Below are 13,361 nucleotides of genomic sequence, written 5' to 3' on the forward strand. Positions count from 1 at the left end.
TTCGGTCAAAACCGTCAGGTTTAAGCTTTTTGCCACCTGCGCTAGTTCCAGATATTCCAGGTCGTTCAGCACAGAGAGCATCAAAAGCACTGCATCTGAACCTTGTAAACGGCCAAGGTAAATCTGGTAGGGGTCGATAATAAAATCTTTATGCAGCAGAGGCTGATTGACTTTAGCCCGCACTTTGGCCAGGTAGTCGTAGTTGCCCTGAAAAAACTTTTCGTCGGTCAGCACCGAAATACAGTCGGCGTAGCGGCCATAAGCGGCGCAAATTTCGTCCAGATCAAAAGGGCTGCGGATTAAGCCTTTGGATGGCGAGGCTTTTTTACATTCCAAAATAAAACGTGGACCTTTTTGCTGCAGTGCTGTTAAAAAGTTACGCTGGCTGGGTTGCACCAGTGGCAGAAACTGTTCAAGCGGTAGCTGCTTTTTACGCTCAGCCACTTCCAGCTTTTTGTGGTCGATAATAGTGGATAACACATTAGCCATGACTAAGTTCCCTTAACTGCGTCAATGTCGAAAAAGCCTGTCCGGACGCTAAATGCTCTAGCACCGACTGGGTAAGTTGTTTTAAATCCTGCTGTTTTGGCAGGCCCTGGCTTATCGCCAGCATAGCGGCTACGTTGGCGGCGACTGCCTGATTGTGCGCCGGCTTGCCTTTGCCTTGCAAAATAGCCAGTGTGGCGGCAGCGTTATCGGCTGCTGTGCCCCCTCTTAATTGCTCCAGACTCAGTGTGGGTAAGCCAAAATCGGCTGGTGTCAGCTCAAAGTATTCAATAGCACCGTCGCCAGAAAAGGCGCTGACCTGAGTCACGCCGTGCAGGGCGATTTCATCACAACCACTGCCGTGCACCACCCAGGCTGCTTTTGCTCCAAGTTGCTGTAGCGCGTTCGCCATCACGGGAGTTAACGCCGCATCGTACACACCAAGCAATTGATAATCGGGTTTTGCCGGATTGATCAGCGGCCCAAGCAAGTTAAAGATGGTACGACTTTTCAGCGCTGTGCGCACGCCCATCGCATGCTTGATACCGGCATGATACAAAGGCGCGAATAAAAAGCTGCCATTGCTTTGGCATAACGCCTTGGCTGCTGTGGTTGGGCTCATTTGAATATTAATGCCCAACTGCTCCAGTAAGTCGGCAGAGCCAGACTGAGACGATACGCTTCTGTTGCCATGTTTGGCTACAGGCAACCCCATGCTGGCCGCGACTAAGGCGGCAGTGCTGGAAATGTTGATGGTATTAGCGCCATCGCCACCCGTGCCGCAGCAATCTATCGCACCCGCGACAGTGGCCGGAAAGGCAGTGGCTGCTTCACGCATGGCTTGGGCTGCACCTGCGATTTCATCCGCGGTTTCGCCACGCATTTTCAGCGCCACCAAAAGCGCCGTCAGTAGCACAGGCTCTACTTCACCGCGTACCACGGCACTGAAAAACGCATGGCTTTGCTCAAACGACAAAGCTTCACCTTTCAAGCTGTGTTGCACCAGACTTAAGATGGATGGGCTCATGCGGTGGCTCCTGCTTGCAGTGGGTTTTGCATTAAGTAATCCAGACTTTGTTTTAAAAGTGGTTTACCTAAGGTGGTCAGAATAGATTCCGGGTGGAACTGATAGCCCAGCGCCTTGTGCGCTTCGTGCACTATCGCCATAGGAATATGCTGATAAGCAGCGATAATCTGCAGGCAATCTGGTACTTCGGTGGCCATTAACGAGTGATAACGCGCCACCGGGAATTGTTTGGGTAAAGCGCCAAACACCGGATGGTCGTTCAGGCTGATAATGGAGGTTTTGCCATGCACCGTTTCACCGGCGCGACCGACCACACCGCCATAATGCTCGACCAATGCCTGATGGCCTAAACAGATGCCCAGCATCGGAAATTTGCCTGCACACAGGCTAATCAGCTCCGGCATCGAGCCAGCCTGTGACGGCGCTCCCGGGCCTGGCGATAACAACAGCACCACAGGTTGTTGTTCCTGTCGCATTTTCTCGAAAATAAACGAGGCAGGCACCGTATTGCGATACAGCTTCAGGCTAAAACCTAGCTGAGCCACTTCGTCCACCAGGTTGTAGCTGAACGAATCTAAATTATCTAACAGATACACAACACTCATGCTGATACCCCTTGTGCAGCAACTCCTGCAGATTGAATGGCATTAATCACCGCCTGCGCTTTGCTGCGGGTTTCATCGGCTTCGGCTTGGGCCACACTGTCGTACACCACACCAGCCCCAGCCTGAATGTAGGCCATACCGTTTTGGACATAAGCCGAGCGAATCACGATGCAACTGTCAAAATCACCATTGCCAGCCAAATAACCGACGGCGCCACCATAACTACCACGGCGTTTTTGCTCGACACCACGAATAAGCTCCGCCGCCCGCACTTTAGGAGCGCCAACTAAGGTGCCCATATTCATGCAGGCCTGATAGGCGTGCAAAGCGTCCAGCTCAGGTTTTAAGGTGCCGACCACGCGCGAGACCAAATGCATCACGTAGGAGTAACGGTCAACTTTTAATAGTTCTTTGACATAACGGCTGCCTGGTATGCTGATACGGGCCACATCGTTACGGGCTAAATCGACCAGCATTAAATGTTCGGCTTTCTCTTTTTCGTCCTGACGCAGTTCCAGTTCAATCCGGCTGTCTAAATCAGGGTCAATACTGCCATTGGCAGCAAAACCGCGACGACGTGTGCCGGCTATGGGGTAAATTTCGACCTGAGCTGTTTTGGCTTCATATTTCAGGGCAGATTCGGGCGAAGCACCAAATAAGCTGAAATTTCTGTCCTGCAGGTAAAACATGTAAGGGCTTGGATTTTGCTGCTTGAGTTTGGCATAAGCCGCTTGTGGATCAGGGCAGGGCAAACTAAAACAGCGTGATGGCACCACCTGAAATACATCGCCAGCCACTATGTTTTGTTTCAGGCTTTCGACCTGAGCCACAAAGTCGGCATCGCTGATATCCACCTTCACTTCAGCCTTTTCGACGGCTTGTGGTGCTGTGGGTTGAGCGCCTTGCTGCAATAACTGCTGTAGTTCAGACAAACGCTGGCCTATAACAAAATACTGCTGCTGGGCATTGTTGCCACAAAACACGTTGCCAATCAGCCGACTGGTACCCGTCTGATGATCGACCACTAACAGCGTTTCGGCCAGATAAAACAAATAATCCGGGCACTGGTTTTCAGCCGTTGGCACTTCTGACAAGTCTTCCACCATAGCCACTAAATCATAACCAATCACACCCCCTAAAAAGATGGCTAATGGCTCGTCGCTGTTGTTGTGCAACTGCTGTTGCAGCAAACGTAATACAGTCAATGAGTTTGGCAACAACAAACGGCTTTCTTCATCCAACAAGGGGTCGGCTTTGGCAAACTGCACCTGCAGCTCGCTGTCGGAGAGTTCAAGCTCTGCTTTGCCTTGCAGTAAAGACGCCAGATAAGGCAGCAGGGTTCTTCCGTTTTCTGTTAAGGCCTCGACGCTGACGCTTAAGGCGTTGCATTCAATACGTAGCGCGGCGTCTATCAGCATCAGGCTTTTTAAGCTGTTTTTACTGTCAATTTCTGCCGACTCCAATAACAACGCCATCTGCCCTTGATTGGTTAAGGCTCTGAAACTTTGCAGCGGATCAGGCTGCATAGTCAGGGGCTGACTGAAACTGGCCACTTGTCCTGTGGTGGTGGTGATCTGTTGTAAATTCATGGTGTTTCCTTAATGCAAAAAAAAGCCCGCAACAAGCGGGCTTTTTGGCTGAATTCGGACAATAGTAGTCCGGCCCGCTAAACAGGAAGTCGCCACCAGTGCCAACGTACTATTTGAGAATTCATCATGATTTTCCTGCTGTTAAATTTTTATTAGCTCCACCGAAAATTGCTTCTGCATTTTCGGTGTACCGTCCATTCATGCACATAAAATACAAAAGGCCCGCATCTTTCGAAACGGGCCTGGTTTTATAGCGAATACAACGCCTCCACACGCCCGTTAAGGAGTATGCCACCACCAGATGTGAGTTTGAGATGTTGTTTGAAATTGCATTGGCTATAAACCCATAGTTCATGTTGCTTTGAAACCATCGCTATAAAAACCCGAAATCAACCTCTCGTCAAGCCCTGTTTTGGTTATAACTGCAAATAAAAACGTATAAGCGGATGGAAGGCTGGAGTGATCTACTGTTTTCTAGGCTGAGAAAACCAAGCTCAGTGTGCTCTTTTATGGCACAATACGCATCGTTTATTCAGGTAGCCAGCTCCGATGAAGATTGATTTACACAGCCACACTTATTGCTCCGATGGCGTTTTAAGCCCAACCGAACTGGTGGAACGCGCCGTTAGCAAAGGCGTTGATGTGCTTGCCATTACCGACCATGACACTATTGCTGGTCTGGCTGAAGCCCGTGCTGCTATTGCTGAAAAACAGCTGCCTTTAACCCTGATCCCCGGTGTGGAAATTTCTACCCGCTGGTATGAGTTTGAAATTCATATTGTCGGTTTGCATATCAATACGGACTGTCCGGTGTTTTTACAGCATTTAGCTTCGCAGCAGCAACGTCGGGTTGAGCGGGCCGAAGAGATGGCCCGGCGTTTAGAGAAAAACAAAATTCCGGATGTACTGGAAAACGTATTAAAAATTGCCAATGGCGCAGCCTTAACCCGCACTCATTTTGCCCGTTATCTGGTGCAAATTGGCAAAGCCAGTTCGATGAATACTGTATTTAAAAAGTACTTAAGCCGTGGCAATACAGGTTATGTGCCAAATAACTGGGTGCCTATGCAGGAGGCGGTGCAGTGGATTTTAGCCGCAGGCGGTATTCCTGTGCTGGCGCATCCTTTGAAGTACAAGCTCAATGGCCGCTGGTTAACCCGTTTAGCTGACGAGTTTGCCGCAGCAGGTGGCAAAGCCATTGAGGTGGCATCCGCGCAGATGACGCCAGTGCAAAAACGCCAGGTCTGGATGCTGTGCCAGAAGTTTGGTTTAACCGCCTCTGCTGGTTCGGATTTTCATCAGGAGACGCCCTGGAATGAGCTCGGCCGTCAGTTGTATTTTACCGACGACGTGATCCCTGTCTGGTTTGACTGGAATTTACCAGCCAAAGAGAGTGCGGGGGTAAGCGCTTGAATTTCAGCCTGATTATTGCTATCTCTAATACAAAGTCAGAATAAAAAGAATCACTTATGAGCCAATTTTTTTATATTCATCCTGAAAATCCACAGCAACGTTTAATTAAACAGGCTGTGCATATTATCAAACAAGGTGGGGTGGTGATCTACCCAACCGACTCAGGGTATGCGCTGGGTTGTCATATCGGCGATAAAGCCGCGCTGGAGCGTATTTTACAAATCCGTCAGATGAGTACAGAGCATCACTTTACCCTGATGTGTCGCGATTTTTCTGAATTGTCTGTCTATGCCAAAGTCGAGAACAGCGCTTTTCGTTTAATCAAAAACCATACGCCTGGCGCTTACACTTTTATTTTGAAAGGCACTAAAGAAGTGCCTAAGCGTTTGCTCAATGAAAAGAAAAAGACTGTAGGTTTACGTATTCCGCAAAACAAAATTGCGCTGGCGCTACTTGAAGAGCTGGGTGAGCCTTTGATGTCGAGCTCTTTGGTGTTGCCAGGCAATGATTTTGCCGAATCCGACCCGGAAGAAATGCGCGATCAACTAGAGCGTCAGGTCGATTTAATTATCCACGGTGGCGTGATTGCGGAAAACCACACCACAGTGATTGATTTATCTGAGGATAGCCCCGTGCTGATCCGCCAGGGTGCGGGCGATAGCCGTGCTTTCATCTAACTTTGGGGTTGGGTGTTTAGCCAATGTCTGAGCCTTTAGCCGACAGCTATGCCAGCCTGACCATACAGCAGCCTTTACCGTTGGCATTTGTCCGTGGCGAGGCTGTGCTGGATAAGCCGGAAGATTTGTATATTCCGCCTGAAGCCCTGTCGGTGTTGCTGGAAAGTTTTGAAGGCCCGCTGGATTTTCTTTTGTATTTAATTCGTCGTCACCGTTTTGATATTGTTGATTTGCCGATCAACGAAATCACCCTGCAGTATATGGAATATATTGATTTAATGCAGGAGATGAACTTTGAACTGGCCGCCGAGTATTTGTTAATGGCCGCTATGTTGGCGGAAATTAAATCGCGTTTATTGTTGCCACAGCACGACCATAAATCCGATGAAGAACTGGACCCCCGTGCCGATTTAGTCCGGCGTTTGCAGGAATACGAAATTATCCGCAAAGCAGCGACAGACATAGATTTATTGCCACGTCAGGAGCGGGATTATTTTCCGGCCAAAGCGGGATTGGACGATAACTTCGAACCTTATGTAATTTTGCCTGACGTGTCTTTGCAGGAAATTCTGCTGGCACTCAAAGACATCGCCAAACGTGCCAAAGAGTTTCAGCATCACCAGATTAAAAAAGAGCACTTATCCACCCGTGAGCGCATGAGTAAAATTCTGGAGCTGCTTCAGGGCCGCTCTGAGTACCTTGAGTTTGCCGAATGTTTTGACTTAGCTGAAGGCAGGCAAGGAGTAGTGGTCAGCTTTTTAGCGATACTGGAGCTGGTGAAAGAAAAGCTGATACAAGTCATTCAGGTAGAAGCTTATGGTCAAATCCATATCAGATCTTCATAATAGCGACCTTATTTGAAGCGACAGGCAAAGGAGAGGGCATGGCGAAAAAAATTAACGAGCAACAACTGCTGCAGTTAGTCGAAGCCGCTATTTTTGCCTCTGATAAACCTTTGTCTGTCAGTGATTTACAAAGCACTGTGCTGGAAAGTTTTGAGTTAAGCCGAAAGCGGGTGCAACAGGCCTTAGCGCAATTGCAGCAGGATTATTTAGGCCGCGGCATTCAGTTGATTGAAACGGCCTCTGGTTTTCGCTTTCAAACCCGTGCTGATTTAAGTGAATATCTGGCGCTGTTGTGGCCGGAACGTTCACCGCGCTATTCCCGCGCTGTACTGGAAACGTTGGCGCTGATTGCCTATCGTCAGCCTATTACCCGTGGCGAAATTGAAGAAGTACGGGGGGTAACGGTCAGCAGTCAGATTATGCGTACTTTGCTCGACCGCGGTTGGGTCAAAGTGGTCGGGCATAAAGAAGTACCGGGTCGTCCTGGTTTGTACGCCACCACAGCCGCATTTTTAGATTATTTTGGCTTAAAGGATTTAAGCGATTTACCTGCTCTGGCCGAGTTTCAGACAACGCCGGATTTTTTTAACCCAGTCGTGATGACTGAAGAGATACATTAAATCATGAGTGAAAAACTACAGAAAGTGCTGGCGCGATCCGGTGTTGGATCCCGCCGCGAGATGGAAGAATACATCAGTGCTGGACGTGTGACTGTGGATGGCAAAGTGGCGCATTTAGGCGACCGCATTCATGCCAACCAACAAGTGCGGGTCGATGGTCATCCGGTGAAAATTGCCGCTGAAGCTGAGCAGGTGTGCAGGGTGATTGCCTATCATAAACCTGAAGGTGAAATTTGTTCCCGCACCGACCCTGAAGGTCGTCCTACTGTATTTGACCGCTTGCCCAAAATTAAAGACTCCCGCTGGATAGCCATAGGCCGTTTGGATATCAATACCAGCGGTTTATTGCTGTTTACCACAGACGGTGAACTGGCGAATCGTTTAATGCATCCAAAGTTTGAAGTGGAACGTGAATACGCAGTACGGGTGTTTGGTGATGTCAATGATGCGATGATCCAGAAACTGCGCACCGGAGTTGAGCTTGAAGACGGTAAAGCCAACTTCAAAAAAGTGAAGTCGATGGGCGGCGAGGGCATCAACCGCTGGTTCCATGTGGTGCTGACGGAAGGCCGTAACCGCGAAGTGCGCCGGATGTGGGAATCGCAGGGCGCTGTGGTGAGCCGGTTAATTCGTATCCGTTACGGTGATTTGTTACTGCCTAAACATTTACCAGCAGGTGGTTATGCTGAATACCCACTGGAAGAAGTAAACTATTTACGTAAATTGGTGCAGATGGCGCCAGAGACAACCAGTTTAATGAAACCGGAAGACCGCGATGAACGTCGCCGTCGTATGGCGGGCATTAAACGCGCAGTGCGTAAGCATCAAATTATGGTGCAGTCAGGTGTGAAGCCTGAGGTAGTCAAGGCCGAAAAAGCAGCGGCAGTTGACAAAGCCAAAGCGAAGAAGCCAAAACAAACCCAGAAAAAACGCACCCGTATCTGATTTTGTGCTGTTTCGGGTCAGGGAAACACTCTGACCCGAACTAAATTTCACCTTATTTCATTCAGTTAGCATTAATTTTTCTGGTCGGACATCAAAATGACATCTTTGATCGTCTAACTTAGCAGACATGTTAAGTAGCGAAGCCTGAGGAGAAGTAAGATGAATGTACTTGAGCTGAAATTAGGCATGGTGTGCCAAACCAAAAAAGGTGTGGGTGTGGTGAGCTGGATTGATGCACAGGACAGGGCTGTGTATTTGTCTGATCTGGATAATAAAGATCAGCATATAGCCGTCTCCTTTGATGATCTGCAGGACGAGCCTCAGTTGCATCAAAAAGCGGATATTTATTACTGAGCTTTATCTCCTTCTCTCCCTGAGCAAAACCCGTTGCAGTCGTCAACGGGTTTGTTGTTTATAGTAGCCGGCCTTGTTACTGTAACCCCGTCATTAGCCTCGAGAACTTTCAATGAAAACCATAGGTTTACTGGGCGGGATGAGTTGGGAGTCAACTATTCCTTATTACCGTCAGATCAATCAGCGCATTAAACAGCAACTGGGTGGTCTGCACAGCGCCAAACTCATTGTATACAGTGTCGATTTTGCCGAGATTGAAGCCTTACAACGCAGTGGCGATTGGGACAAAGCAGGTGAATTATTGGCAGAAGCGGCGGTGAAACTGCAAGCCGCCGGTGCTGAGTGTATAGTGCTTTGCACTAATACCATGCATAAGGTGGCTGCAGCTATTGAAGCTGCTGTGACTATTCCACTGTTGCATATTGCGGATGCAACAGCCGAAGCTATCCAGGCTGCTGGTCTTCACAAAGTCTCTTTATTAGGTACGCGCTTTACCATGGAGCAGGATTTTTATAAAAAGCGCCTGACAGATGGCTATGGTTTAACCGTGCTGGTGCCGGACGAAGACAGCAGAGCCTTAGTGCATCAGGTGATTTATCAGGAATTGTGTCTGGGCGTGGTGAAGGACAGCTCACGGCTGCAGTATCAGCAGATCATGGCAGATTTGGTGGCGCAAGGTGCTGAAGCTGTTATCCTGGGTTGCACTGAAATAACTTTGTTGGTCAGTGCTGAGGACTGCGCTGTGCCGTTATTTGATACGACTTTTCTGCATGCACAAAAGGCTGCAGACTTTGCCTTGGAATAGGAAAACCAATGATAGTGTATTTATACCTCGAGGTGGATTTATCGGATGACGATGCCGACTTAGAAGACGTAGCGCGGGACTGTGGTCATACCTTGAGTCATCCGCAGCTTTTGGATTGGGATTTATTAGGTGTAACCAACTGGCATGGTCATGCTTGCCTGGAGTTTCAACTGCAGATGAAAGCAACTGTTGCAGAGTCAGATCTGCATCAGTTGATCAGCGACATTCAGGTGCAAATTTCGCATCCGGCAGTATCCTCCAGCCGCACTATGCTGGTCAGTGATACGAGAGAAAGTTAGCTTTTTAAATCAATACGCTGGTGAATATTGTGCCACTGCTCCGGGAATTTACCCTGTAGCACATAAGAGAAGGCGATAAGCTCGGCGATAATAATATAGAGCTCTTTTGGGATATCCGTACCCAGCTCAATGCGTTGCAGTACTTTGACCAGCTCTTCATCTTCATGCACCAAGACCCCATGCTCTTTGGCGGTGGCAATAATGTCCTGTGCCAGTTCGCCATGGCCTTTGGCCACTATTTGGGGGGCATTTTTGCCATCGTAGGCCAAAGCGACAGCACTGGCGTCTAGGTCTATCGCATCGGAATTTTTCGTCACGTCTTTCATTGGTTCTACACCCGAATGGCCAGCAAGCTGGTGGTTTTTGGCATTAAGCTCTCCGGAATTTTGCCGAGCTGACAATGGGCTTCTTTCACATCAATGCCCTGAGCTTTGCATCTGTCTTTTAATAGTGGCAGGTATTTTTCTGCCAGCAGTTTTAGCATGCTGGTGTCGGTATACAACTGCAACGACAAGGACGAGCCGGATAACTTACTGATCGCCAACAATTGTCCCAACTGTTTTAAATCAAATTTCATCGACAACTGCCAGGCCGCAGACTTACCTTTGCCATTTTCCTGCTCTTCTTCCTGCTGGCTGATGGCGATCTGACAAAAGTCTGAGACTTGCTGGTTTTGGATCGGTAAGGTCAAGAAAATCTGCTGCAACGGATCTTTACTTTGTTGCTCCAAAGTCGCAAGCTGAGCGTGTTGCAAGGACGAGCTATGGCTGGAGAGCTGTTTCAGTAGTTGGCTACTTTGAGTCTGATCGAGCTGTGCCACAAAGTCTTTGAGCTTATGATCTTTATTCGGTCCCTTGTCATTTTGCGGCAAGGTCTGTCCTAAACGGCCTAATAATAGCTGAATAGCCACCGCCAAAGTACCGGCTGCCGTTTGTGGCATAGTGACGTTTTGCAGCGGGTTGAACTGCAACAGAGCCTGCAACTGAGCAGGCAGTTGCGCCAGATTAGTCAGCTTGCTGGCATCCGGCTGGCTTTGACGGACCAGTTGCAAAATAGCTTTGACTGCCGGCGGTAGCTCCGGAGTCTCCGCCAGATTATCCCACTCAGGGTCCAGCATAGGTAATAACTGCCGCCAGGCCTGATTCAAAGCGGCTGGTTCTAGCTGAGGTTTAATCAACCTTGCCGGGTCCAGTTGGGCTGCAGTCCCCTGATGGGATTCGGTTTTAGAGCTTTGTAGCTGAAACACTTTAGGTTGGGCGTCTATCAGTACGGTTTTTTGTTCCGGTATAGCTTTTAGCTGTAATTGCCCCTGAGGTGTGAGCTGGAGCTGATACTGTGGATCGGCCAGTTGTTGTTTGGTGGCTGCAGGTAAAGGCAACTGCTTTAACTCATTGATACTCAGCACTGTGCCTGAGAATGTCGTGGTCAACTGCGGCAATACCAGAGGCAAAATACGTTGCTGCACTGGTGCTGATAGCGAAATGATACTTTGTGGTGTTGAAGTGGGGGCTGGCATTTTTATCTGTGTTGCAGTGTGTCCCGCTGCCACCGGCTGATTTTTTGGCGATGGGGAGCTGGGCTGCATTTTAAGCGGCACCGTCAGCAGCTCCGATGCAGCTTTCGGATCCACAGTGGTTGGCAATAAGGCCGCTTTGGGCAGCATGAGACTGAGCTGTCCGGCTTTGAATTGCAGTGTGGCATCCAGCCACTGGCTGGCCGCTAAGCTTTGCAAGGCGGCTGGTAACGGCAACTGCACTTTCGTTTGTCCCACTTGCAACAGCAGTTGCTGGTCCTGGCGCTGAATTTGTACCTGCACCTGCACAACTTTCGCCAGATGAGTACTGGATTGTGTTTGCAGTTGTGTCGCAAGCTGAGTACTAAGTTGGGAGTGGGATGGTGTTGCAATGTGCGCACTGAGTTGGGTGAGCACTTGTTGCAACTGTGGCTGAGTCAGTTGCACAGGCATAGGCGGAGGGCCGTTTTGGCTTAGCTTGACTTGCAACTGGCCTGATAACGCCTGGGTCAATTGCACCATTAACTGGCCCTGCAGCGCAGGTAAATTCAGTTTTGCATCCTGGATCAGTACCATACCCGATGGGCTTTGCAGCTTTAACTGACCCATGCCATCTTTGCCAATATTTAGCAGCGCCTGATAGTTATGTTCCTCCACCAGCACAGCAGCAGGTACAGCCCCCTTGGTTTGGGCACTTAACGCGCTATCGAGAGTGATCTGGTTCACGTGAGTTTACATCCATTGGTTGGCATCAGGGCTCCGTTTTATTATATCGGCGCTGGTCGCTTTGATCTAAAACATTAATTTCTATAAAGCCCACTGTTTCAAGGTTATAGCGCATTCGTATTCTATTACCAATATGCTAAGATGCGGCGACTTTTTTTGGGAGTTTGCCCTTTGTCGATAATTTTGGCCGCCGAAGCATTAAGCTGTGTCCGCCAGGACAGAGTGTTATTTGAAAACTTGAGTTTTCAGTTAAGTGCAGGGCAAGTACTTTATATTCAAGGCAAAAACGGTGCCGGTAAAAGTTCGCTGTTGCGATTGCTGGCCGGTTTAACTTTGCCTGAAGACGGTCGGATTTTATTCCGTGGTAAACCGCTGAGCGAGCAAGCCGAGGTTTTTGCGGAGCATTTGCTGTTTATCGGCCACCACAGCGGTATTCACCCGCAACTGACGGCGTTGCAAAATTTAGCCTTTTGGGCGGCTATCTCTGAGCAGGCCGTGGCCGACCCCTACCAGTTGTTAGGTTCCTTAGGCCTGGCTGGTCTTGAAGATATTCCTTGTTTTATGCTCTCGGCTGGTCAGCAGCGCCGGGTTTCGTTAGCCCGCTTGTGGTTCAGCAGTCAACTTCTGTGGATATTGGATGAGCCTTTTACCTCTTTGGATCAACAACTCATCGCCAAACTAGAACAGCATTTTTTACAGCATCTTGCCAAGGGTGGGGTTATTGTATTGACCAGTCATCAGCATTTAGCCGCAGAGTATCCGGCGCTTCAGGCGATAGAACTGGAGTACAGATGGTGATGTGGCGTGCTTTAGTACAACGTGAGTTACAACTGTTAGGCCGGCAAAAAGCCGATTGGCTCAATCCATTGGTGTTTTTTTTACTGGTGCTGAGCCTGTTCCCATTGGGCATAGGCCCTGAACCTGGCATGTTAAAACAAATAGCGCCCGGACTGGTCTGGATAGCTGCGCTGTTAAGTGTGCTGTTATCCGCTGAACGCTTGTTTAAAGACGATTACCGTTACGGTGTGATTGAACAACTCGTGGCGCGTCGTCAGGGCTTATTCAGTTATGTTACGGCAAAAATTTGTTGTCACTGGTTATCGACCGGAGTGCCTTTAGTGCTGGTGTCTCCGCTGATCGCGGTGCTGTTAGGGCTGGACTGGCAAAGCTGGCAGGTTTTGTTGGTGACCCTATTGCTCGGTACGCCCGTATTAAGCTTACTGAGTGTGCTGGGGGCTGCACTGACTATGGCTGCTGATAAAGGCGGCATATTGCAGGCGCTGATTATTTTACCTTTGTATATTCCACTGCTGATTTTTGCCAGTGGTGCTATGGAAGCTGCAGCCACAGCCTTGCCTTACACAGGGCAGTTGGCTGTCTTGGTCGCCTTTTTATTATTTGCCTTAGCGCTGGTGCCTCTGGCCGTGCGTCAGGCACTTCGAATGAATGTGGGGTAG

At 49.1% G+C, this 13,361-nt stretch carries 15 protein-coding genes and 1 pseudogene; 10 read left to right on the forward strand and 6 right to left on the reverse strand.

All coding sequences use genetic code 11. From position 1 onward, the window contains the following. The 4 genes and pseudogenes from SD53_RS05700 to SD53_RS05715 form a co-directional block, all read right to left on the reverse strand. Positions 1-489, reverse strand: a pseudogene (locus tag SD53_RS05700) (bifunctional indole-3-glycerol-phosphate synthase TrpC/phosphoribosylanthranilate isomerase TrpF); the annotation flags it as partial. Continuing rightward, positions 482-1,513 (reverse strand): anthranilate phosphoribosyltransferase, encoded by a 1,032-nt coding sequence (gene trpD / locus SD53_RS05705; protein ID WP_046519272.1) that lies wholly within the window; start codon positions 1,511-1,513, stop codon positions 482-484. The gene trpD and the pseudogene SD53_RS05700, both read right to left, overlap by 8 nt. Continuing rightward, complete coding sequence (locus SD53_RS05710) at positions 1,510-2,118, reverse strand: aminodeoxychorismate/anthranilate synthase component II (protein WP_046519273.1); 609 nt, start codon at positions 2,116-2,118, stop codon at positions 1,510-1,512. The genes trpD and SD53_RS05710 overlap by 4 nt, the downstream gene beginning before the upstream one ends. Next, entirely contained in the window at positions 2,115-3,707 is a 1,593-nt protein-coding gene (locus SD53_RS05715; RefSeq protein ID WP_046519274.1) for an anthranilate synthase component 1, read from the reverse strand. Before SD53_RS05715 ends, SD53_RS05710 begins: the two co-directional genes overlap by 4 nt. A gap of 549 nt (positions 3,708-4,256) precedes the next feature. On the opposite strand from SD53_RS05715, the gene SD53_RS05720 reads away from it, so the two are divergent. The 8 genes from SD53_RS05720 to SD53_RS05755 all read left to right on the forward strand — a co-directional run bounded on the left by SD53_RS05720 (position 4,257) and on the right by SD53_RS05755 (position 9,665). Then, a complete protein-coding gene (locus SD53_RS05720) occupies positions 4,257-5,120 on the forward strand; it encodes a PHP domain-containing protein (RefSeq protein WP_046519275.1) in 864 nt (287 codons plus the stop codon). Between the two features lie 56 nt (positions 5,121-5,176). Then, complete coding sequence (locus tag SD53_RS05725) at positions 5,177-5,797, forward strand: L-threonylcarbamoyladenylate synthase (RefSeq protein WP_046519276.1); 621 nt, start codon at positions 5,177-5,179, stop codon at positions 5,795-5,797. 23 nt (positions 5,798-5,820) lie between these two features. Then, a complete protein-coding gene (locus SD53_RS05730; RefSeq protein ID WP_046519277.1) occupies positions 5,821-6,642 on the forward strand; it encodes a segregation and condensation protein A in 822 nt (273 codons plus the stop codon). A 38-nt stretch (positions 6,643-6,680) separates the two neighbouring features. Then, positions 6,681-7,262 carry an SMC-Scp complex subunit ScpB gene (scpB, locus tag SD53_RS05735; RefSeq protein WP_046519278.1) on the forward strand — a complete coding sequence of 194 codons (582 nt, stop codon included), beginning with the start codon at positions 6,681-6,683 and terminating at the stop codon, positions 7,260-7,262. 3 nt (positions 7,263-7,265) lie between these two features. Then, a complete protein-coding gene (rluB, locus tag SD53_RS05740; protein WP_046519279.1) occupies positions 7,266-8,207 on the forward strand; it encodes a 23S rRNA pseudouridine(2605) synthase RluB in 942 nt (313 codons plus the stop codon). Between the two features lie 159 nt (positions 8,208-8,366). Next, positions 8,367-8,561: a hypothetical protein gene (locus SD53_RS05745; protein WP_046519280.1), complete on the forward strand. Its 195-nt coding sequence runs from the start codon at positions 8,367-8,369 to the stop codon at positions 8,559-8,561. Positions 8,562-8,673: 112 nt separating this feature from the next. After that, positions 8,674-9,366 carry an aspartate/glutamate racemase family protein gene (locus SD53_RS05750; protein ID WP_046519281.1) on the forward strand — a complete coding sequence of 231 codons (693 nt, stop codon included), beginning with the start codon at positions 8,674-8,676 and terminating at the stop codon, positions 9,364-9,366. 8 nt (positions 9,367-9,374) lie between these two features. Then, the gene (locus SD53_RS05755; protein WP_046519282.1) at positions 9,375-9,665 is read left to right on the forward strand and encodes a hypothetical protein; all 291 of its coding nucleotides are present in this window, start codon (positions 9,375-9,377) and stop codon (positions 9,663-9,665) included. On the opposite strand, the gene SD53_RS05760 is transcribed toward SD53_RS05755, so the two are convergent. Next, on the reverse strand, positions 9,662-9,991 hold the full coding sequence (locus tag SD53_RS05760) for an EscU/YscU/HrcU family type III secretion system export apparatus switch protein (protein WP_046519283.1): 330 nt from the start codon (positions 9,989-9,991) through the stop codon (positions 9,662-9,664). The two genes, SD53_RS05755 and SD53_RS05760, sit on opposite strands and share 4 nt — an antisense overlap. 5 nt (positions 9,992-9,996) lie before the next feature. Next, positions 9,997-11,904, reverse strand: coding sequence for a hypothetical protein (locus SD53_RS17955; protein WP_052749271.1), 1,908 nt, complete (start codon positions 11,902-11,904; stop codon positions 9,997-9,999). Between the two features lie 171 nt (positions 11,905-12,075). On the opposite strand from SD53_RS17955, the gene ccmA reads away from it, so the two are divergent. Both ccmA and ccmB read left to right on the forward strand, forming a co-directional pair. After that, positions 12,076-12,702: a cytochrome c biogenesis heme-transporting ATPase CcmA gene (gene ccmA / locus SD53_RS05770; RefSeq protein WP_206539903.1), complete on the forward strand. Its 627-nt coding sequence runs from the start codon at positions 12,076-12,078 to the stop codon at positions 12,700-12,702. After that, complete coding sequence (gene ccmB / locus SD53_RS05775; protein WP_046519285.1) at positions 12,696-13,361, forward strand: heme exporter protein CcmB; 666 nt, start codon at positions 12,696-12,698, stop codon at positions 13,359-13,361. Before ccmA ends, ccmB begins: the two co-directional genes overlap by 7 nt.

The sequence above is a fragment of the Rheinheimera mesophila genome (assembly GCF_000986865.1).
Taxonomy (GTDB): domain Bacteria; phylum Pseudomonadota; class Gammaproteobacteria; order Enterobacterales; family Alteromonadaceae; genus Pararheinheimera; species Pararheinheimera mesophila.

What these genes read in the sequence shown, in the direction of transcription:
- SD53_RS05760 (WP_046519283.1), bottom strand. Translation starts at nt 9,991, where the DNA reads ATGAAAGACGTGACGAAAAATTCCGATGCGATAGACCTAGACGCCAGT.
- SD53_RS05755 (WP_046519282.1), top strand. Translation starts at nt 9,375, where the DNA reads ATGATAGTGTATTTATACCTCGAGGTGGATTTATCGGATGACGATGCC.
- SD53_RS05725 (WP_046519276.1), top strand. Translation starts at nt 5,177, where the DNA reads ATGAGCCAATTTTTTTATATTCATCCTGAAAATCCACAGCAACGTTTA.
- ccmB (WP_046519285.1), top strand. Translation starts at nt 12,696, where the DNA reads ATGGTGATGTGGCGTGCTTTAGTACAACGTGAGTTACAACTGTTAGGC.
- SD53_RS05710 (WP_046519273.1), bottom strand. Translation starts at nt 2,118, where the DNA reads ATGAGTGTTGTGTATCTGTTAGATAATTTAGATTCGTTCAGCTACAAC.
- SD53_RS05730 (WP_046519277.1), top strand. Translation starts at nt 5,821, where the DNA reads ATGTCTGAGCCTTTAGCCGACAGCTATGCCAGCCTGACCATACAGCAG.
- SD53_RS05720 (WP_046519275.1), top strand. Translation starts at nt 4,257, where the DNA reads ATGAAGATTGATTTACACAGCCACACTTATTGCTCCGATGGCGTTTTA.
- scpB (WP_046519278.1), top strand. Translation starts at nt 6,681, where the DNA reads ATGGCGAAAAAAATTAACGAGCAACAACTGCTGCAGTTAGTCGAAGCC.
- SD53_RS05745 (WP_046519280.1), top strand. Translation starts at nt 8,367, where the DNA reads ATGAATGTACTTGAGCTGAAATTAGGCATGGTGTGCCAAACCAAAAAA.
- SD53_RS05750 (WP_046519281.1), top strand. Translation starts at nt 8,674, where the DNA reads ATGAAAACCATAGGTTTACTGGGCGGGATGAGTTGGGAGTCAACTATT.
- trpD (WP_046519272.1), bottom strand. Translation starts at nt 1,513, where the DNA reads ATGAGCCCATCCATCTTAAGTCTGGTGCAACACAGCTTGAAAGGTGAA.
- rluB (WP_046519279.1), top strand. Translation starts at nt 7,266, where the DNA reads ATGAGTGAAAAACTACAGAAAGTGCTGGCGCGATCCGGTGTTGGATCC.
- SD53_RS05715 (WP_046519274.1), bottom strand. Translation starts at nt 3,707, where the DNA reads ATGAATTTACAACAGATCACCACCACCACAGGACAAGTGGCCAGTTTC.